General features: G+C 40.8%; 19 protein-coding genes and 3 other annotated features. Of the genes, 3 read left to right on the forward strand and 16 right to left on the reverse strand.

The genetic code is table 11. The annotated features are described in order from the left end of the window. The 3 genes from pheS to CEF17_RS12605 form a co-directional block, all read right to left on the reverse strand. Complete coding sequence (gene pheS, locus CEF17_RS12595) at positions 1-1,035, reverse strand: phenylalanine--tRNA ligase subunit alpha (RefSeq protein ID WP_100399834.1); 1,035 nt, start codon at positions 1,033-1,035, stop codon at positions 1-3. Positions 1,036-1,100: 65 nt separating this feature from the next. Beyond that, positions 1,101-1,356 (reverse strand) — a binding site (T-box leader). A 162-nt stretch (positions 1,357-1,518) separates the two neighbouring features. Beyond that, positions 1,519-1,941, reverse strand: coding sequence for a CBS domain-containing protein (locus CEF17_RS12600; RefSeq protein WP_332835299.1), 423 nt, complete (start codon positions 1,939-1,941; stop codon positions 1,519-1,521). A gap of 238 nt (positions 1,942-2,179) precedes the next feature. After that, complete coding sequence (locus CEF17_RS12605) at positions 2,180-2,935, reverse strand: TrmH family RNA methyltransferase (protein WP_100399835.1); 756 nt, start codon at positions 2,933-2,935, stop codon at positions 2,180-2,182. Between the two features lie 121 nt (positions 2,936-3,056). Here CEF17_RS12605 and sspI point away from each other — a divergent pair, with 121 nt between their 5' ends. Then, the gene (sspI, locus tag CEF17_RS12610; protein WP_054635094.1) at positions 3,057-3,266 is read left to right on the forward strand and encodes a small acid-soluble spore protein SspI; all 210 of its coding nucleotides are present in this window, start codon (positions 3,057-3,059) and stop codon (positions 3,264-3,266) included. Positions 3,267-3,378: 112 nt separating this feature from the next. Here the strand turns inward: sspI and CEF17_RS12615 are convergent, their stop codons facing one another. Together CEF17_RS12615 and CEF17_RS12620 are read right to left on the reverse strand one after the other, a co-directional pair. After that, positions 3,379-4,464: a M42 family metallopeptidase gene (locus CEF17_RS12615; protein ID WP_100399836.1), complete on the reverse strand. Its 1,086-nt coding sequence runs from the start codon at positions 4,462-4,464 to the stop codon at positions 3,379-3,381. 145 nt (positions 4,465-4,609) lie between these two features. Further along, positions 4,610-5,095, reverse strand: coding sequence for a dUTP diphosphatase (locus tag CEF17_RS12620; protein WP_100399837.1), 486 nt, complete (start codon positions 5,093-5,095; stop codon positions 4,610-4,612). Positions 5,096-5,298: 203 nt separating this feature from the next. Here CEF17_RS12620 and CEF17_RS12625 point away from each other — a divergent pair, with 203 nt between their 5' ends. Beyond that, positions 5,299-5,688, forward strand: coding sequence for a sigma-w pathway protein ysdB (locus tag CEF17_RS12625; RefSeq protein ID WP_100399838.1), 390 nt, complete (start codon positions 5,299-5,301; stop codon positions 5,686-5,688). 32 nt (positions 5,689-5,720) lie between these two features. Here CEF17_RS12625 and CEF17_RS12630 read toward each other — a convergent pair whose 3' ends face one another. The 8 genes from CEF17_RS12630 to mqnC all read right to left on the reverse strand — a co-directional run bounded on the left by CEF17_RS12630 (position 5,721) and on the right by mqnC (position 13,060). Beyond that, entirely contained in the window at positions 5,721-6,299 is a 579-nt protein-coding gene (locus tag CEF17_RS12630; protein WP_054635097.1) for a TVP38/TMEM64 family protein, read from the reverse strand. Between the two features lie 29 nt (positions 6,300-6,328). Beyond that, positions 6,329-6,604 (reverse strand): DUF1294 domain-containing protein, encoded by a 276-nt coding sequence (locus tag CEF17_RS12635; protein ID WP_100399839.1) that lies wholly within the window; start codon positions 6,602-6,604, stop codon positions 6,329-6,331. Positions 6,605-6,772: 168 nt separating this feature from the next. Continuing rightward, complete coding sequence (gene rplT, locus CEF17_RS12640) at positions 6,773-7,129, reverse strand: 50S ribosomal protein L20 (RefSeq protein ID WP_054635098.1); 357 nt, start codon at positions 7,127-7,129, stop codon at positions 6,773-6,775. A 38-nt stretch (positions 7,130-7,167) separates the two neighbouring features. Continuing rightward, on the reverse strand, positions 7,168-7,365 hold the full coding sequence (gene rpmI, locus CEF17_RS12645; protein ID WP_054635099.1) for a 50S ribosomal protein L35: 198 nt from the start codon (positions 7,363-7,365) through the stop codon (positions 7,168-7,170). A 95-nt stretch (positions 7,366-7,460) separates the two neighbouring features. Next, positions 7,461-7,982 (reverse strand): translation initiation factor IF-3, encoded by a 522-nt coding sequence (gene infC, locus CEF17_RS12650; protein WP_100399840.1) that lies wholly within the window; start codon positions 7,980-7,982, stop codon positions 7,461-7,463. A 181-nt stretch (positions 7,983-8,163) separates the two neighbouring features. Then, positions 8,164-8,295 (reverse strand) — a sequence feature (ribosomal protein L20 leader region). Positions 8,296-8,437: 142 nt separating this feature from the next. Next, the gene (gene thrS / locus CEF17_RS12655; RefSeq protein ID WP_100400902.1) at positions 8,438-10,384 is read right to left on the reverse strand and encodes a threonine--tRNA ligase; all 1,947 of its coding nucleotides are present in this window, start codon (positions 10,382-10,384) and stop codon (positions 8,438-8,440) included. A 114-nt stretch (positions 10,385-10,498) separates the two neighbouring features. Next, positions 10,499-10,728 (reverse strand) — a binding site (T-box leader). Between the two features lie 79 nt (positions 10,729-10,807). Continuing rightward, positions 10,808-11,680: a sporulation protein YtxC gene (gene ytxC / locus CEF17_RS12660; RefSeq protein WP_100399841.1), complete on the reverse strand. Its 873-nt coding sequence runs from the start codon at positions 11,678-11,680 to the stop codon at positions 10,808-10,810. Positions 11,681-11,950: 270 nt separating this feature from the next. Next, complete coding sequence (gene mqnC, locus CEF17_RS12665) at positions 11,951-13,060, reverse strand: cyclic dehypoxanthinyl futalosine synthase (protein WP_100399842.1); 1,110 nt, start codon at positions 13,058-13,060, stop codon at positions 11,951-11,953. A 392-nt stretch (positions 13,061-13,452) separates the two neighbouring features. Here mqnC and CEF17_RS12670 point away from each other — a divergent pair, with 392 nt between their 5' ends. Further along, complete coding sequence (locus CEF17_RS12670) at positions 13,453-14,550, forward strand: NAD(P)/FAD-dependent oxidoreductase (protein WP_100399843.1); 1,098 nt, start codon at positions 13,453-13,455, stop codon at positions 14,548-14,550. Positions 14,551-14,679: 129 nt separating this feature from the next. Here the strand turns inward: CEF17_RS12670 and dnaI are convergent, their stop codons facing one another. The 3 genes from dnaI to nrdR form a co-directional block, all read right to left on the reverse strand. After that, a complete protein-coding gene (dnaI, locus tag CEF17_RS12675) occupies positions 14,680-15,615 on the reverse strand; it encodes a primosomal protein DnaI (protein WP_100399844.1) in 936 nt (311 codons plus the stop codon). Continuing rightward, positions 15,615-17,063 (reverse strand): replication initiation and membrane attachment family protein, encoded by a 1,449-nt coding sequence (locus tag CEF17_RS12680; protein ID WP_100399845.1) that lies wholly within the window; start codon positions 17,061-17,063, stop codon positions 15,615-15,617. The genes dnaI and CEF17_RS12680 overlap by 1 nt, the downstream gene beginning before the upstream one ends. Positions 17,064-17,186: 123 nt before the next feature. After that, positions 17,187-17,654 carry a transcriptional regulator NrdR gene (gene nrdR, locus CEF17_RS12685; protein WP_100400903.1) on the reverse strand — a complete coding sequence of 156 codons (468 nt, stop codon included), beginning with the start codon at positions 17,652-17,654 and terminating at the stop codon, positions 17,187-17,189. Positions 17,655-17,697: the final 43 nt, after the last annotated feature.

A 17,697-nucleotide genomic window follows, 5' to 3' on the forward strand; every position in this document is an offset into this window, starting at 1 on the left:
TTATGAGCGTTTGAACTGTTCTAAAAACCGTAAATCGTTTGTATAAAAATGTCTGATGTCATCGATTCCATAGCGAAGAAGAGCAAATCGTTCTACACCCATCCCAAATGCAAAGCCACTGTACTCCTCTGGATCAAATCCACTCATTTCTAACACGCGTGGATGAACCATTCCGGCTCCTAACACTTCAATCCATCCTGAATGCTTACAAACCCGGCATCCTTGTCCCTGGCACAAACCGCAAGAGACATCTACTTCTACAGATGGTTCTGTGAATGGAAAAAAACTAGGGCGAAGCCTGATACTGCGGTCTGGACCGAAATATTTCTTTACAAATGTCTCTAATACCCCTTTAAGGTCACTCATCTTTACATCTTTATCGACGTACAATCCTTCGATTTGCATAAACTGGTGAGAATGAGTGGCATCATCATCGTCTCGTCGGTAGACCTTACCCGGGCAAACGATCTTTACCGGGCCTTTGCCCTCATGCTTTTCCATTGTTCTTGCCTGTACCGGAGAAGTTTGGGTTCGCAGCAGCAAATCCGGTGTAATATAGAATGAATCCTGCATATCACGGGCAGGATGATCTTTCGGGAGATTTAACTTTTCAAAGTTATAATAATCAGTTTCTACTTCCGGACCTTCTGTCACTTTAAATCCCATGCCAATAAAAATGTCCTCAACCTCTTCAACCACTGCTGTTAACGGATGGCGAGCTCCTTTTTTTATCGGGCGCCCAGGAAGAGTAACATCTATGCTCTCTGATGAAAGCTTTTCCTCTAATGCTTTCTCTTCGAGTCCTTTTGTTCTCTCCTCCAGTCTTGCCTGTATAGCTTCTCGAACTTCATTTGCCTTTTGGCCGACCTTAGGACGCTCTTCTGCTGAGAGCTTTCCCATTCCCCGCAGCACTTCTGTAATAGGACCTTTTTTCCCAAGATACTTCACTCGCACGGCTTCTAACTCTTTTACACTCGCAGCTTCTTCTACCTGTTGTAATGCTTCTTCTTCTAACTCTTCTAATCGCTCAATCAAGGCTGCTTGCCTCCTTTATCTCATTTCGTATACTATAATTTCCCACAAAAAAAACCCCCTCCCTAGAAAGGGACGAAGGTTTCGGTCGCGGTACCACCCTTTTTAACCGTTTGCTTCAGCTTATTCTATGTAAACGGTTCGCTTCATTTTGATAACGGTTTGTATAAAACCGATGCTGCCTTAATAAGCTCAAGGAACTCATCATCCGGCGCCGACTCAGGAGTGAATTCAACAGCTTGTTCATAGAAATGCTTCCAGTTTATAACATTTCCTCCCTGTATGAGCAAATTCCTGCCTACTACTCTCCGTCGCAGTCTTTAGGGGTTTAAATTGTGATTCAATTATAGAAAAGTTTAGCCTCCATTGCAAGCTTTCCTTTCCATTCATTTATCCAGGACTTCTCTCAGCCCAATGACCAGACGCCTCGGGATCATTCATTCCATTAAAAAAGAGTACCAGCATTCACTGGTACTCCGTATCTAATTATTGATCACGCTTTGACCCTTGCATAATATCATCCAGCGCTGCTTTTGCCTGTTCTTTCGTGTGTTCATCAACAGCTATGTCACCTAATGTGATGATACCCACGATATCGTCATTTTCTTTCACAGGAAGGCGACGGATCTTGTGTTCTTCCATTAGCTGTGCTACTTCTTTAACATCCATTTCTGGTGAAGCCGTCACCAGCTCAGAACTCATGATATCTCCAGCCTGGGAAGAAGGTGAATCTTCCGCCACATAACGAATAACGATATCCCGGTCGGTAATAGTCCCTACAAGTTTATTGTTGTCCACTACCGGAATAGAACCTACATTCAGTTCCTTCATTTTCTTTGCAACATCAGCTACATTATCATTCACTTGGCATACATCAACATTGGTACTCATAACTTCTCTTACATTCATGATTACATGCCTCCTCTGGAATGGTTTCAATAATGCCTTTCCCAGAGTGAAAAGGAGTTAAAACTAAAAAACCAACCCTCCCCAAAAGATAGGAAAATTTGCCTCCTCTCTCTTTCTCCTTTTTACTAAAAGAGCTCTGTAACAGGAGAATGTTGATTTTTTAATTTGATTGTAGGTAAAAGCGTGATATCCACTGAAAAATTTAATTCCCCAATCAATGAAAGCCTGCAAATAAATACTACCCCTTCAGGTGATACAGTAAAATTCCCGCTGCTACAGCAGCATTTAAAGACTCGGCTTTTCCGTGAATCGGTATATATAAATTCTGATCGGATTTGGCCAGCAGGAATTCACTAACTCCGCTTCCTTCATTACCAATTAGCAGGGCAAAAGTTTCCTGGGGTTCAATAGCTGTGTGAGTAGTACCCATCTCAATTCCCGTCCCAAACACCGGAATATTCTTTTTCTTGCATTTCTCTACCCAGTCTTCCAGGTCTCCTCTTACGATTGGAAGGTGAAATACGGAGCCCTGGGTAGATCGAAGAACTTTATCATTATAGAGATCTACTGTCCCCTCTCCCAAAATGACAGCGGTCAACCCGGCAGCATCTGCAGTGCGAATAATTGTCCCTAGATTCCCAGGGTCCTGAATGCCGTCAATAAAAAGGTAACGACCCTGCTCCAGCGTTAAGTTGGAGACAGACGTCATATTGCAAACCGCCGCTACTCCTTGAGGCGTTTCAGTGGCACTCATCTCTTTCATTACAGCTTCCGGGACAAAAGTAACTGGTATATCTTTAAAATCCCACGAGGAAGGAACACTAAATTCCTCCTCTAAAAAAACTTCCTGAACCGTGGCATCATAATGTAATGCTTCTTCCACTAAGTGGGGACCCTCTATAAAAAATTGATTATCTTTTTCACGCTGTTTTCGTTTATGAAGTCTTTTTATATGTTTAATCTTTGGATTTTTTGCTGACTCAATCCTTTTCATAACAAGCCGCTCCTTATGTGAATTTTTTCTTCTATTACATATTTACCCTTTATTTAGGAATACTATGGCTATCTTTAATAAGTAACATATCTAATACTATCAAAAAAGGGAGGAAGCTTACATGTCCTTTAATTTACGTCAAGCGATTTTAGCTAATGTTTCTGGAAGCAGCGAACAGGAAGTTGAGGCTACAATTTCTGATGCACTTCAAAACGGGGAAGAAAAAATGCTCCCAGGTCTAGGAGTGCTCTTTGAAGTATATTGGCGTCAGGCAAGTGAGGATGACAAAGAACAAGTCATTCAGCAGATCAGTGAAGGTCTGCAGCAGTAAGGAAGTACATGGCACTTCCTCAATGGCGATGTGAAGTTTTTCATTTTTTTCATACTGTTTCATAAAAGAAAGAGAACGCCCCCTTCAATATCCAGGTGCGTTCTCTTTCTTTTTAGCCAAAAGTAATTTCTTTAACTTTATCTGCATCCAGCTTTTTAATGACAGCTACGATGAGTTTTACAGCATTTTCAAAATCATCTCTATGCAAAATGCCGGCATGAGTATGGATATACCGAGTAGGCACAGTGATCGATAAAGAAGGGACACCTTCTCCAGTTAAATGAATCGCCCCCGAATCTGTGCCTCCGGCTGCAACGACATCAAACTGATAAGGAATACCTAGTTCGTCTGCCGTTTCCGTGACAAAGTCGCGAACCCCTTTATGAGATACCATAGAGGCATCATAAACGAGCACCTGGGGACCCTTCCCCATTTTAGCAAGGGCATCTTTTTCTGTTACCCCTGGTGTATCGCCAGCAATGCCTACATCAACCCCAAAGCCAATGTCTGGTTTAATAGCATGAGCAGAGGTCCGCGCTCCTCTAAGACCTACCTCTTCTTGAACGGTCCCTACTCCATATACTTCATTTGGATGGGATTCACCTTCCAGCTGCTTTAATACTTCTATCGCAATGGCACACCCTATTCTATTATCCCATGCTTTAGCCATAAGCATTTTTTCATTTTTTAACACTGTAAAATCGCACACCGGAACAATAGAGTCTCCCGGTTTCACTCCAAATTCCTCAGCTTCTTCCTTGCTTGTCGCTCCTATATCAATAAACATATCCTTCTTATCAACCGGTTTCTTTCTCTGATCTGCCGGAAGGATGTGTGGAGGCTTTGAACCTATGACACCGGAGATATTCCCTTTAGAAGTCATGATGGTAACACGTTGAGCAAGCATCACCTGTTCCCACCAGCCGCCGACGGTTTGAAACTTCACAAAACCATTATCATCAATGCTCGTTACCATAAATCCAATTTCGTCGAGGTGGCCGGCTACCATTATCTTAGGACCACCTGCTTTTCCAACTTTTTTGGCAATCAAGCTTCCTAAATTATCAGTTGTTATTTCATCAGCGTACGGCTCAATGAATTTCTTCATTGCTTCCCGAGGCTCACGCTCGTTTCCTGGAATACCGTTTGCATCCGTAAGTTCTTTTAACATTTCAAGAGTTTCATCAAGCTTTGTCATATAGAAACCTCCTTATGTATCTCAACTGCAAAAAGCAGCCGGATCATTACTAAGTCCACGCTTAGAAAACCCTGCATTCAGTATAACGATATTTTGTGAGTGACTCAAATATTTTTCCTGTAATACGTAGATTTACCAACCACGATTAATACCCTTCATTTTGTCTTTCGTGATTCTTTTGGTTTTTTTCTATATAGGCTTCTTTTACTTCTTCTGGAGAAAAACCAAGGGCCTTACCTAAACCCAGGTATACAACCAGCAAGGTCACAAAGGACTCTTTTTTCGGTTCTTGTCTTAAGGAAAAAATTGCTTCAAACACCTTATGAAAATTCTCTGTCAAGGTGGAAGAAGGCTCTCCTGCTTCTATAGTATCTCTTTGCCATCCTCCATCAATACCAAGGGACAAAATAAAATGTAGACCATCGACATATTCTTCCAAAATAACACTTTTTGAAGAAGGCGGTTTTTGACTCCAGTACTTAAAACATCTTGTTTCATTAGCCAATTCACCAATCTCAACTTCCAGAGCAAGAATTTTTGAAGAAAAAAGATCCTCTCTCTTCAAACGATGCTCTTCTAGAATTCGATCATCTAATTGTTTTTGCAAAGTAAAAAGTCGGGTAATATTCATTATGTACACTCCTTTATCACAAGAGAGATTTAAATGAGCCGTGAAGAAATTTCAAATTTAATCAAAAGTGAAACTATCTTACTTTATTTTCGTATACAATAAGGAACAGGACAAACAATGTTCGGCATACTGCTTGTCCACTTTGCGGACTGTGCCTGCTTTGTTTTGAGTCATCAATATGTTATAGGAAGGAGAAAACCAATATGGCTTTGCTCTTTCGTGCCATTATTATCATTGCGATTATAATTCTTATCTATGCTTTAATAAAATATATTTTCAATCCCAAGCGAAAGCTTGAACTCGCCCATGAAAAAAGAGATTTTTACTTTCTGGATGACAAACAAGACGTCCGCAAAAACTTTTCTCTCACTTACAAAGGCGTTATGTTTGAGGGGGAAAAATTCCTGGGAACCACTGAAGATGCTTTTGAAGTCATTTCTGTCTCCATGTGGCCTAAAAATATCGACAGGCTCAAAGGCCTGGATCGTAAAGACTTTGAGTTTATTGAACGAGAAATACTTTCAGAATATCCCCATGCCTCTGTGGAGTGGAAAAGTCCGGTAAAAGAATTTCTTCGAAAAACTGAAAAATAAAACTTGCTGCTTAGGAGAAGCAGCAAGTTTTTTTATGAGGCAGAACGATTCGGCAGAAACTCTTTCACCTTATAAAATAAATGCTTGTTTCGTGAAATAAAAAATAAAGAAATAAGAACAGCTGTCATAAAAAGACTTGCATACCATGGCATTTCTCTCATCACATGGCCAAAAGAAGTATAAACCAGAGCAGGTGGGATACTGGCAAAAAACGCTAACTTCACATACCCGCGGAAGCTTCCTGTCATTTCCATAACATAGGCATTAAGTAAATGAAAATGAATGAAAGGCATCATTCTGAGCAGCATAATTTCCGGAATCGTAATTTCCTCTTTCCCTCCGAGCCATTTTTCTTTCCAATACCTTATCTTCTCCCTAATAAATGGAAAAAAGGACACTACTCCATAAAAAGCGATACTTACAGCAAGGAGTCCCACAACAGAATAAATCGTTCCATAGATTGTACCGAAAAGCATTCCGCCAATGATGCATACTACTGCCACCGGAATAAAAAAGAACTGTCTGATAACATGGAAAACAATAAAAAGAACAGGAGCTAACCAGCCGCTCACTTCGATGTAATAAAGTATAGATTCTATGTTGCTCTCCATTGGCTGCCCTCCTTTATACATATCTATGCTTAAACTACCGTGGCAACCACTGCAGCTGTTATTAGTAACACCTGAAATAACAGGAGAACAGGTATGCCTGTTGAAAACTTCTTCTTTCTGGTTTTATGGCGAATAACGTACATAAGAAATATAATACTCGGAGTCCCGCCTAAAAAAGCACACAGAAACAAGGTTTTCTCTGGAATCCTTCTTCCTTTTTTACGCGCTCTTTGTTTATCTATTATAAAAAGCGACCCTGCAATTACGTTCATGATAAAGATATAACTTCCTGCTATATATTCCATTATACTCTTCATTCTTTCTAATGAATGGTTATTTTTCACAGTTGTGAAATTTTTTCAGAAAATCATTCTCTGCTTATGAAAGCAGATACCGATTAGCAGTACCTTTTCTTCCAAAGCAAAAAGGCGCCAAACCGGGGCGCCTTTTTAAAATAAGCTATGAAAGATAGATTACTTCAAGCTTGATTTTGCTTTATCAGCTAATTCTGCAAAAGCTTTCTCATCATTTACAGCAATATCAGCAAGCATTTTACGGTTAATATTGATATCAGCTTGCTTAAGGCCATGCATTAAGCGGCTGTAGGATAGACCGTTTGTACGAGCTGCCGCATTGATACGTGTAATCCAAAGCTTACGGAAGTCACGTTTCTTTTGGCGACGGTCACGATAAGCATACTCCAAAGACTTCATTACTTGTCCTTGTGCAGTCTTAAATAAACGGTGTTTAGAACCATGATATCCTTTTGCGAGTTTTAATACTTTCTTACGACGACGACGAGCGACATATCCGCCTTTAACTCTTGGCATCGTAAACCCCTCCTTTATTAAATCAATTTATTATAGTTTTACTTGTAAGGCATTAAGTCTTTGATACGCTTTTGGTCACTTTCATCCACATAACCAGTTTTGCTTAGGTTACGCTTTTGCTTTTCAGATTTATTACGGAACATATGGCTTGTGAAAGCATGGCTGCGCTTTAACTTTCCATTTCCTGTTTTTCTAAAGCGCTTCGCTGCGCCGCTGTGCGTTTTCATTTTAGGCATCGTAATTTCCTCCTTAAATCTTTGTGTTGAGCCTTGGATAATAAATGTAATCACTTGCTGCTTATGTCTGTAGCAGACGTTAAACCAGCTCTATATTACTCGTTATCTTTCTTATCCTTTTCATTCTTTGGAGCAAGAATCAAGAACATGCTCCGGCCTTCCATCTTAGGCTTTGTTTCTACTGTGGCCACATCTTCACACTCTTTTGCCAAGCGCTCGAGAACTTCTTTTCCGATCTCCGAGTGGGTGATCATTCTGCCGCGAAAACGAATCGCTGCTTTCACCTTATCTCCCTTGGTCAAAAACTTCCGTGCATTTCGAAGCTTTGTGTCAAAGTCATGCTTTTCAATGTTAGGACTTAAACGCACTTCCTTAATGTTAATAACAGTTTGCTTCTTCCGAGCCTCTTTTTCTTTCTTTTGCTGCTCATAGCGGTACTTGCCGTAATCCATGATCCGGCATACCGGAGGCTTAGCATTTGGAGCCACCATAACTAGGTCAAGGTTTGCATTTTGAGCCATTTCTAAAGCTTCACTTTTGGACTTTACCCCAAGTTGTTCGCCACTTGCATCAATGAGGCGTACTTCGCGAGCGCGAATTCCGTCATTGAGTTTCATATCTTTACGAATAATGAGCCACCTCCAAAGAATTTGTGAATCAAAGCATTCATAAGCACAAACGCCAAATTGCGAATGTCAGTCTAGACGTCACTTATCAATCAGCAGGTTTACCGTTCTTTTTTATGGCTGGCTGTGTCAGAAGGATGACCCTTCTTTTCTCTACAGAACATCAGCCCTTTGGGCAAAAAAAATGCAGGCGCACATAGGGCGCCCACATGATGTCTGTATAATACGCAGTATTAATACCACCATACCTGTCAACAGCCTTGTGCGTCAATCAGGTGAGAAGCGGGCGCTTCTGCTTGCTTTGGTTCCTTATTTATTCATTACCATCTAACATTATCATAATGAACTGAAGGTGTCAATTCATTTCTAATTTCAATGGGTTCAATAGGGAATGATGTCCCAAGAAAATATATTATCTTAATCTGTCACATAAATCAAGTATATTTTTATTGCTTCTTTGAACGATCAGAAATCTCAGTAGTGATTTTTTCTATAAACTGTTTTAATGAAACTGACTCAGATTTTTGCTCACCATATTTGCGTACATTAACACCTTCGGCCTCTATCTCTTTATCTCCGAGGACAAGCATATAAGGCACTTTCTTCATTTGAGCTTCACGGATTTTATAACCGATTTTTTCATCTCTTGTATCCACTTCTACCCGCACTCCGGCTTGACGCAGCTTATCCTCTACCTGTTTGGCATATTCCATATGAACCTGGGCAGATACTGGAATCACCTTTGCTTGCACTGGAGCAAGCCACGTTGGAAATGCGCCTTTGTACTCTTCAATTAAGAAAGCAACAAAACGCTCCATGGTTGATACTACCCCGCGATGGATAACAACAGGACGATGTTCCTGGCCATCTTCACCAATATATGTTAAGTCAAAACGATTCGGCAGATGGAAATCTAACTGTACGGTAGAGAGCGTTTCATCTTTCCCTAAAGCCGTTTTCACTTGCACATCAAGCTTTGGTCCATAAAATGCCGCTTCTCCTTCTGCTTCCACGTATTCCACGTTCATGTCATCCATTGCTTCTTTAAGAAGAGCCTGGGACTTTGTCCACATTTCATCATTATCCACATACTTTTCTTTATCTTCCGGATCGCGATAGGAAAGACGGAAATAGTAATCCTCAATACCAAAGTCTTTATATACGTTTTGGACAAGTTCAACTACCCGTACAAATTCATCTTTCAACTGGTCCGGCCGGCAGAAAATATGAGCATCATTCAATGTCATGGCCCTGACTCTCTGGAGGCCGGCAAGAGCACCTGACATCTCATGGCGATGCATCGTACCAAGCTCGGCGATTCGGACTGGAAGGTTCCGGTAACTGTGAAGCTGGTTCTTATAAATCATCATATGGTGAGGACAATTCATTGGGCGCAGGACTAAGTCTTCGTTATCCATCTCCATAGTAGGAAACATGTCATCTTGATAGTGATCCCAGTGGCCTGAGGTTTTGTAAAGCTCTACGCTTCCCAGTACAGGCGTATACACATGTTCGTAGCCTAATCGCTCTTCCAAGTCAACGATGTAGCGTTCAATTACTCTGCGGACCGTAGCTCCTTTTGGCAGCCAAAGAGGGAGACCTTGCCCTACTTTTTGACTGACGGCAAAGATATCAAGCTCTTTTCCAAGCTTACGATGATCTCTTTCTTTTGCTTCTTCGATCATTTTCAAATACTCATCAAGCTCATTCTGCTTTGGAAAAGCAGTTCCATATACACGCTGCAGCATCTTATTGTTGCTGTCTCCGCGCCAATAGGCACCAGATATATTCATCAGCTTAAATTTCTTTAATTTTCCGGTACTTGGCACATGGACACCCCGGCACAAATCAAAGAATTCACCCTGTTCATAAATCGTTACAGTCTCTCCTTGAGGAATTGCATCAATCAGCTCAAGCTTCAGGTCATCACCGATTTCCTGGTACATTTCCTTTGCATCTTCCCTGGACACTTCCTTACGTATAATTTCATGATTTTCATCAATGATTTTTTGCATCTCTTTTTCTATTTTTGGAAGATCCTCTGGGTGGATGGTTTCAGGCATATCAATATCATAGTAAAAGCCATTTTCTATGACTGGCCCTACACCAAGCTTTACATCTTTATATAAACGCTTTAGAGCCTGAGCCATAAGATGAGCCGTACTGTGACGGAGAATTTCTATTCCTTCTTGGTTCTTCAGGGTAATGATTTCAATTTCCCCGTCCTCTTTTATAGGGGTACGTAAATCAATCTCCTGGCCGCTTAATTTACCAGCTACAGCCTGTTTTTTCAGCCCTGGACTGATAGAAGAGGCAATTTCCTCTGTTGTCACTCCATGTTCAAATTCTTTTACAGTGCCGTCTGGAAAGGTAATTTTTACTTGTTCAGACATTCTCTTCACTCCTCTTAAATCGTTCACATACATGGACTGGGAAATAATGTATTCACTTAACAATTGAAATGGAAAAGAAAGATTTTCAGACACAAAAAAAAACACTCGTCCCTCATAAGGGACGAGTGTGGCCCGTGGTTCCACCCTTTTTTCCGCTTCTTTAACTAAAAAAGCAGCTCAAGACCAGATAACGCCTGGCAGGCGTCAGCAGTTACTAAGACAGTCTGTTCCCTGCTGATGTTCAGAGGTGGTAAGAAGCAATTCCGCGATAGGAAGCTTCCAGCCACAGGCTTCCCTCTCTGTCATCCGTACATTACATCTCTTGTCCTCTTCCCTACATTTTCCCGTCATTCATTATGGTAGTAATTATAGAGAGATTAAAAAATAAAATCAAGCACAATTCTGAAGAGAAATTCATGTCCCTTACTGGATTTGCTTTAAATTTAGACTGCTCATGAAATGAAGAGGGTATACCTTTACCCTTTCCTGAAATACAGCCTGCAATGTTTGAATGACTCCGTGTTCGTCCGAGTTACTATAAATATGCAGCAGTTCCGGAGCCATGCTGACAAGAGGACTGATAACCATTTCTTCCGGGAGAAGCTCTTTCTCAAATACCAAGTCTTTAACGAGACAGCGCATCCTCATTTGTGTAGTAATTTCATTATAGTTTTCATCAAAAAATCTCACTTTTTCACCGTACACCAGGTGAACCACAGGTACGGCCGGGACCGTTCTATTAACGAAATCCCGAAAACTTTCAACCATTGTCTGATATTCCTGTTCCCATTTATACTCATCAATCGTACATTCAAGGGCGTGTAGAAGACAGGAAAAGTACTTCCCGATTCTAAACGTCAGGAAAGGTTCCCACTGCAGCTGTTTATTTCTTCTCAAATCCTCCAGCAGGGGCTGATAAATAAAACATTCTCTATGATAAAAATGAGAATAAACCGGCATTTCGGCTTTTTTTCCGTCCAGAACGGAAAAAGCCATCTCCAAAATTTCGGCAGCTACTTCCACATCGTTGTATAAAAAGACCTCCTGAATGTTTGTAAGAAGCCATTCAGACTCCTTTGTATCTACAATATGCTTAGTGAGTACGGCTGAAATATATGGGAGAATCCCATGTTCCCATTCTTCTTTTGTTCCATTATAGGACCAAAACAGAGTGCTGTCCTTTTTTGTTATACTTCCTATATTTAATCCTTTTTCTTCAAACTCGGATACTTCTTTTTCGAATAGATTGTATACGTGACTGCTCTCTTCTTTACAATTAAACATGATTGAAAACATGTTAATACCTCCTTGCCCCCACAGGCTCCAGTCATCCTCTCGTATGTACAGTCTTGGTTCCTGTTATATACATATGGGGACATGCTGAGAAACATGCCGTTTTTTTGAACCCCATCTCCCTTCGTTTTAGGAAGGCTTTTTCACAGCCCGGTCCCTTATATACAATTGTTCGTAATCACTGTCGTTCCCTTTAGGGTAAGAGCTTTCGTCAGTCTCTGAATCAATCAGACTAGTAACTAAAAAAAGCGCCTGAATAGGCGCTTTTTTTAGTTAGTTTTGCATAATGAAATCTTTCTCAGCAGACTGGTCTCCTTCAAAGACTTTAAGAGTATTATACTTTGTATCACGCTGAGCCGGGATTTTCCCTGCTTCTCTGATAAGCTGAAGGATTTCATTAGTATTTACTTTGTGAGTTGTTCCAGCTGCTGAAACAACGTTTTCCTCCATCATTGTACTCCCAAAATCATTACAGCCGAATTCAAGAGATCTCTTTCCGACTTCCGGCCCCATTGTAACCCAAGAGGACTGGAAATTAGCAATATTGTCAAGGAACAGGCGAGAGATAGCCACATTCTTCAAATAACCTTCTGGAGTGATTTTCTCGCCCTTCATATTTGTATTATCTGGCTGGAATGTCCATGAAATGAAAGCCAGGAAACAATCGGCTTCATCCTGTGCATCACGAATTCTTTGCAAATGAAGAGCTCTTTCTTCATTGGATTCCCCTAATCCTATTACCATTGTCGCTGTCCCATGCATACCGACTTTCTTTACGGTTTTCATGCATTCAAGCCACTGATCGTGGGTACACTTCAGTCTGCTGACCTTTTTGCGAGTTTCTTCGGTAAGAATCTCTGCACCTCCGCCAGGTACTGAATCCAGGCCTGCTTCATGGAGATCTCTTAAGACCTCTTCAAGAGTCAGACCAGAAACTTCAACCATTTTAAAAATCTCTGCAGGAGAAAAAGAATGCATAGTTATTCCAGGGAAGCGCTTCTTAATATTACGAAGAAGGTCAGTGTAATAACTAAATGGAAGGTCCGGGTTTGTGCCGCCTTGCATTAAAATTTCAGTTCCATTAACGTCCTGGGTTTCCTGGATTTTTTGAAAAATTTCTTCATCACTTAATACGTATCCTTCAGAAGAACCGGGTGCTCTATAAAAAGCGCAAAAACGGCAGTACGTATCACAGAAATTGGTGTAATTGACATTCCTCCCAATCACAAACGTTGTGATTGGTTCGGGATGCCACTTTTTCATCACTTCATTAGCGGCCGCTCCCATTTTTTCAATTTCATCACTCTCATATAAACGAACCGCATCTTCTTGAGTCAAACGCTCTCCGTTTACAGCTTTTTCTAAAATTGCATCTATACTCATCTTTCATTCCCCCAACTGCTTACATTGATTGTCTGTCCAGCCCGGCAAGGAAAAGGCTGGGTATGGAGCCTTCTATGGATATCTGAATCAATAGTAGTAATGGTTATGTGAACATTACGTTAATCGTATCACAAAAACGTGAAGATTACCTAACAGAGAAAACAAGACGCATCGTATAAACGTCCTTTCTGTCTCTTTTAAGATAAATAGGAGAAGACTCAACTGTAAGCCCTTAATGTACAAACTAAATCCGTTTTTGTGCAGAAATACTTTCTGCTTTTAATCAGGTATAAGTAGTTATTCAGCTTTACGAAAATAATAGAGAATAAGGAAAATGAAAATCGTTAAGCCTAAGGAGGGCAATAAAGAGCAAGAGTATAAGGAGGACATTAATGAAAGTCGCAATTATGGGGGCGGGAGTCGCGGGACTAACCAGTGCTATTATCCTCGAAAGAAATGGAATTCCTTTTGACATTTATGAAAAAAGAGGAGAGACAGGAGATCGTTTTGTAAACGGCGAGATATTTTTAAATTTATTAACTCCTGTTACCGATTGCATCACTTACTTAGCGGAAAGTCATAATATTTACATAAAACCCGAGTCACATATTAAAAAAATTATTATTACTTCTCCGGAGAAGCAAGCTGAAATCCACGGGCATTTTGGACACACCATTAAAAGAGGAAGGGCATCTTACTCCTTAGAAAAGCAGCTGGAAGAACAAGTAAAAACCCCTGTACGTTTTCACTCCACCTGCTCCTATAAAGATCTAGTACAAGGTTATACCCATGTCATTTTAGCTACAGGGGATGCTGATTATGCTATGGATATCTCAGAATTTCAAAATGACATAAATGTCACCCTTACTGGTGGAATGATATCGGGAAACTTTGATCCTGGTACTCCTCTGATATGGCTGGATAACAACATTTCACCGCTATCCTACGCCTATATTATTCCATTTTCCAAGGATGAAGCTCACATGGCACTTGGGTACCCTGAATATAAATCAACAACCACATATGATTCACATGCTTTACTATCACGGTTTCACAATAAAGCAACCAAAGCTCTGAAACAGGATCTAGTGATGAAGGACAGGTTTGAGGTGAATCATTACAAGCTTGGGATATGCCACTACCCCAGAATAGGAAACACCTTCCTTACTGGAAATTGCTTTGGAAGCGTTATGCCATTTCTCGGTTTTGGACAATTTTCGTCTATTCTGACAGGGATCTACGCTGCCCAGGATATTATTGGCAAAGGGAAATACGAGGAATTAACAAAGCCTTTGCGAAAAAGTTACCATCGTTCCTTAGTTCTTAGAAGAGCCTGGGAACAATTGGATAACAGAGGATACGACCGTCTAACAAAAATTGCCGGCACTCGTTTATTTGAAAAAGCAATAAACAGTAAGTTAAATTCAGCAAAGGTAGCATCTATGCTTGCCGCTCCCCTGGTGAAAACAGCAAGTCTGTCTCGAAAATAAAAACATTACCCAGACAACGGCTGTTTTCAGCTAGTCTTCTTGTCGCTGCCTACGCAAAAGAGCTGTTAAGAAAAAATCTTAACAGCTCCTATCCATCTTCCACTGGAAAGCTCAAATTAATGTGGGATGTCAGCTATATTCTCTTCGATTCTTTCCTTCAATAAAAACTGGAGTGGTTAACGGTTTAATTCTTTCCATGATTCTCTTTGCCTTTAACTGTTCAATTCCGCCTTTTTGGGAATAGGCTAAATGCTCTTCAAGCTCTTCGTAATCATAATTAGATGTGAATAAGGTTGGAAGCTTTTCCATCATTCGATAATGTAATATCACACCTAAAATATCATCCCTCACCCAGCCGGACATGGTTTCCGCACCAATGTCATCCAATATTAGCACAGGAGCTCTTTTCACTTCATCGAGCTTTTCCTGAACTGTCCCATCAGAAACTGATTGCTTCATCTCCCTGAAGAAATCAGGCACATACACAATCATGCTTGCAATATGACGCTGAGCCAGTTCATTCATTACTGCTCCCATTAAATAGGTTTTGCCTACTCCAAACTTTCCGTATAAATATAACCCTCTGCCGTTTTCTCCAGGCTGCGCATTTAATGCAAAGGCTAAGGCTGCATTACTAGCAGTCAATCTGGTATCATGATCCTGTTCTACTTGTTCAAAGGTAGCATCTAAAATGTCTCTTGGTACATACAGGCTTTTGATAAGTTTTTGCAGTCGTTTACGTTCATCCTCCCGCTGCTTCAGCTGGCAAGAGTTATATCTGATTTCCAGCTTCCCTCTCTCCGTAAAAAGTGCCGGCTGGTACCCAGTTAGAAGGTTTGGGCAATGCTCAAGACCAGGACATGCATCACAATTTTCCCACTCTTTTTTAAACTCGTATAATTTTCCAATATTGTTCTCAAGCTCTTTTTCCGGGATCTCCTCATTCTTTCGTAAGAACTCTTGGACTCGAGAATATTGGTAAACATCCTGCTTAAGACGATCATACCGGTTTTCCCATTTTTGATCCTTCATTATATTTTCAAGAGCTGACCGGATGGAATTCATTATGATTCACCTCTATTCTTACGGTTCTCCTGCCTTTTTTTCATCATCTCTTCAAAACGCTGCTTTTCGATTTCCATTTCTTTTCGACCAGAATCTGTAGAAACCTTTTCCTTGGATTCTTGCTCCTCCGTCAGCCATTTAGGCAGTTTGTCTTTACGAACTTGCTGACGATAAGGACGACTGTTTCCGGAGGCAGCACCTTGCTTTGTATTTGCTTTTTCAGCTAACGCTTTTTTCGATTTGTTTTCTTCCTTAGCCAGGTTCATGGCCTCTTTCACCGTGTTTAATTGCTTACGCGACCAGTGACCTGCTATCTTTTGGATTAGGGTTTTGTTAAGCTTCATATTGTTCGTTTTCATTACATAATCAATAAGGACATTTACCACACCAGGCTGCAGGCGATACTCCAGGATTAAGGATTCTACAATTTTAATATCAGCAAGGGGCACCTTTGCCCCGTCTGATATGCTTTCAAGGAGCATCACCGGAGAAGTCGATTCATAAAAGTGAATCATCTTTTCTTCCTCTGTTACAGGCTCTTTTTCTTCCATTATACGATGTTTGGCAGGATGGGTTCTATATGCTAAAGCAGGCGGCTCAGGACCATACTCAAAACGATACCAGTCCTGAACCTTCTTCCTTAGTTCATTAATTTCCAACGTTTCCCCGCCAACAAGAGACTGTTGAATCAGCTTGCTCATCTCTAAGGGACCAAGCCGATATACAAAAGCAAGACGGGCAATCGCATCTTTGGCTTCTTCACTGAGTATGTCTTCTGTCTTGATAAATGCCGGCAAGTCTGCTTTAAGAAGCTCAAAGTCAAAGCTGCTTTGATCCAGAAATGGATCCTTTCCTGCCGGGCGCTGAGCAAAGCCTTTTCCCTTTTCTTCTGCCATGATCATTTCTTGTGCTTCCTGATTTTGCATTACCATTTCTGAATGATGCAAGGATGCAAATACTTCGTTAAAAGAAGACGTGATTTCTGTGCACGAGGATTCATCTATCGTATCTAACATAAAACGGTCTCTCGTCTTTCGGTACTTCTCTTTTCCTAATCTATTGTAAAGGAAAACACTAAGCACGTCATTTTGAAAAAATTGCTTGGGAGACATTGGAGCCTGCAGTTCATAGATAAACAGTGATGAACCATCTTCAGCTTGCTTATAGGTACGAAGCAAACCTATCCCTTCCAGTTTTCGCCTTTCCTCAAATATCTGGTTTAACGCAGCTCCCATTACCAGCATCAGCTCTTGATGGTTTGACTCATCGCTCCAGTAGGAATCTTTCTCCAGTTTGCTCGCAAGTGTCATGTACAGACTTACTGCCATGGAACCGATTAAAGGCTGATATAATAGACTTAATACTTTTTGATCTCCTTCGCATGGCTTTTCATCTGTTCGGACACAATAGCGGTCGATAGGAAGTAGCTCTTTCCAATGCCAGCTCATGTTCCTCCCCCTTATTTATTCCTTTCACTGAAAGCTTGTTATTATAAATTTATTATTGCATCTATGAAAAAATATCACATACAAAAAAAGGAGCTAAAGCGGTGCGCCCTAAGCTCCGTCGTCTTACTCTTTTTTTTCATCCTTGTTAATTAATTCCTTAAGTTCATTAATAAATACATTAATATCTTTAAATTGACGGTACACAGAAGCAAACCTTACATAAGCGACATCATCCACTGAAGCCAGTCTTTCCATAACCAGCTCTCCAATTTCTTCACTCATCACTTCTGATTTTCCGTCTCCTCGTAATTGTTTCTCTACGTCATTTACTATTGCTTCCAATGTTTCAAGCGCAACCGGACGCTTCTCGCAGGCTCTTATCAGCCCACGAAGAATCTTTTCCCTGCTGAACTCTTCTCTTTCCCCGCCTTTTTTGACTACAATCAAGGGAAGCTCTTCAACCACTTCAAAAGTCGTAAAACGGTAGTGGCAGGATTCACATTCTCTTCGGCGGCGAATTGAACGGCCTTCATTGCTTGGCCTTGAGTCCAATACTCTGGTTGCGTTTGAATGGCATGCTGGACAAAGCATAACATCATCTCCAGTTTGACCCTGGTTGCTACCCAGGTGACCT

The sequence above is a fragment of the Bacillus sp. FJAT-44742 genome (assembly GCF_002797315.1).
In the GTDB taxonomy this organism is placed as follows: Bacteria; Bacillota; Bacilli; order Bacillales; family Marinococcaceae; genus Thalassorhabdus; species Thalassorhabdus alkalitolerans.

Bases quoted from the DNA above. Each gene is read 5' to 3' on its own strand.
- CEF17_RS12600 (WP_332835299.1), bottom strand. From the start codon at position 1,941: ATGAATGTAAGAGAAGTTATGAGTACCAATGTTGATGTATGCCAAGTG.
- CEF17_RS12605 (WP_100399835.1), bottom strand. From the start codon at position 2,935: ATGAAAAGGATTGAGTCAGCAAAAAATCCAAAGATTAAACATATAAAA.
- sspI (WP_054635094.1), top strand. From the start codon at position 3,057: ATGTCCTTTAATTTACGTCAAGCGATTTTAGCTAATGTTTCTGGAAGC.
- CEF17_RS12615 (WP_100399836.1), bottom strand. From the start codon at position 4,464: ATGACAAAGCTTGATGAAACTCTTGAAATGTTAAAAGAACTTACGGAT.
- CEF17_RS12620 (WP_100399837.1), bottom strand. From the start codon at position 5,095: ATGAATATTACCCGACTTTTTACTTTGCAAAAACAATTAGATGATCGA.
- CEF17_RS12625 (WP_100399838.1), top strand. From the start codon at position 5,299: ATGGCTTTGCTCTTTCGTGCCATTATTATCATTGCGATTATAATTCTT.
- CEF17_RS12630 (WP_054635097.1), bottom strand. From the start codon at position 6,299: ATGGAGAGCAACATAGAATCTATACTTTATTACATCGAAGTGAGCGGC.
- CEF17_RS12635 (WP_100399839.1), bottom strand. From the start codon at position 6,604: ATGGAATATATAGCAGGAAGTTATATCTTTATCATGAACGTAATTGCA.
- rplT (WP_054635098.1), bottom strand. From the start codon at position 7,129: ATGCCAAGAGTTAAAGGCGGATATGTCGCTCGTCGTCGTCGTAAGAAA.
- rpmI (WP_054635099.1), bottom strand. From the start codon at position 7,365: ATGCCTAAAATGAAAACGCACAGCGGCGCAGCGAAGCGCTTTAGAAAA.
- infC (WP_100399840.1), bottom strand. From the start codon at position 7,982: ATGAAACTCAATGACGGAATTCGCGCTCGCGAAGTACGCCTCATTGAT.
- thrS (WP_100400902.1), bottom strand. From the start codon at position 10,384: ATGTCTGAACAAGTAAAAATTACCTTTCCAGACGGCACTGTAAAAGAA.
- ytxC (WP_100399841.1), bottom strand. From the start codon at position 11,680: ATGTTTTCAATCATGTTTAATTGTAAAGAAGAGAGCAGTCACGTATAC.
- mqnC (WP_100399842.1), bottom strand. From the start codon at position 13,060: ATGAGTATAGATGCAATTTTAGAAAAAGCTGTAAACGGAGAGCGTTTG.
- CEF17_RS12670 (WP_100399843.1), top strand. From the start codon at position 13,453: ATGAAAGTCGCAATTATGGGGGCGGGAGTCGCGGGACTAACCAGTGCT.
- dnaI (WP_100399844.1), bottom strand. From the start codon at position 15,615: ATGAATTCCATCCGGTCAGCTCTTGAAAATATAATGAAGGATCAAAAA.
- CEF17_RS12680 (WP_100399845.1), bottom strand. From the start codon at position 17,063: ATGAGCTGGCATTGGAAAGAGCTACTTCCTATCGACCGCTATTGTGTC.
- nrdR (WP_100400903.1), bottom strand. From the start codon at position 17,654: ATGCTTTGTCCAGCATGCCATTCAAACGCAACCAGAGTATTGGACTCA.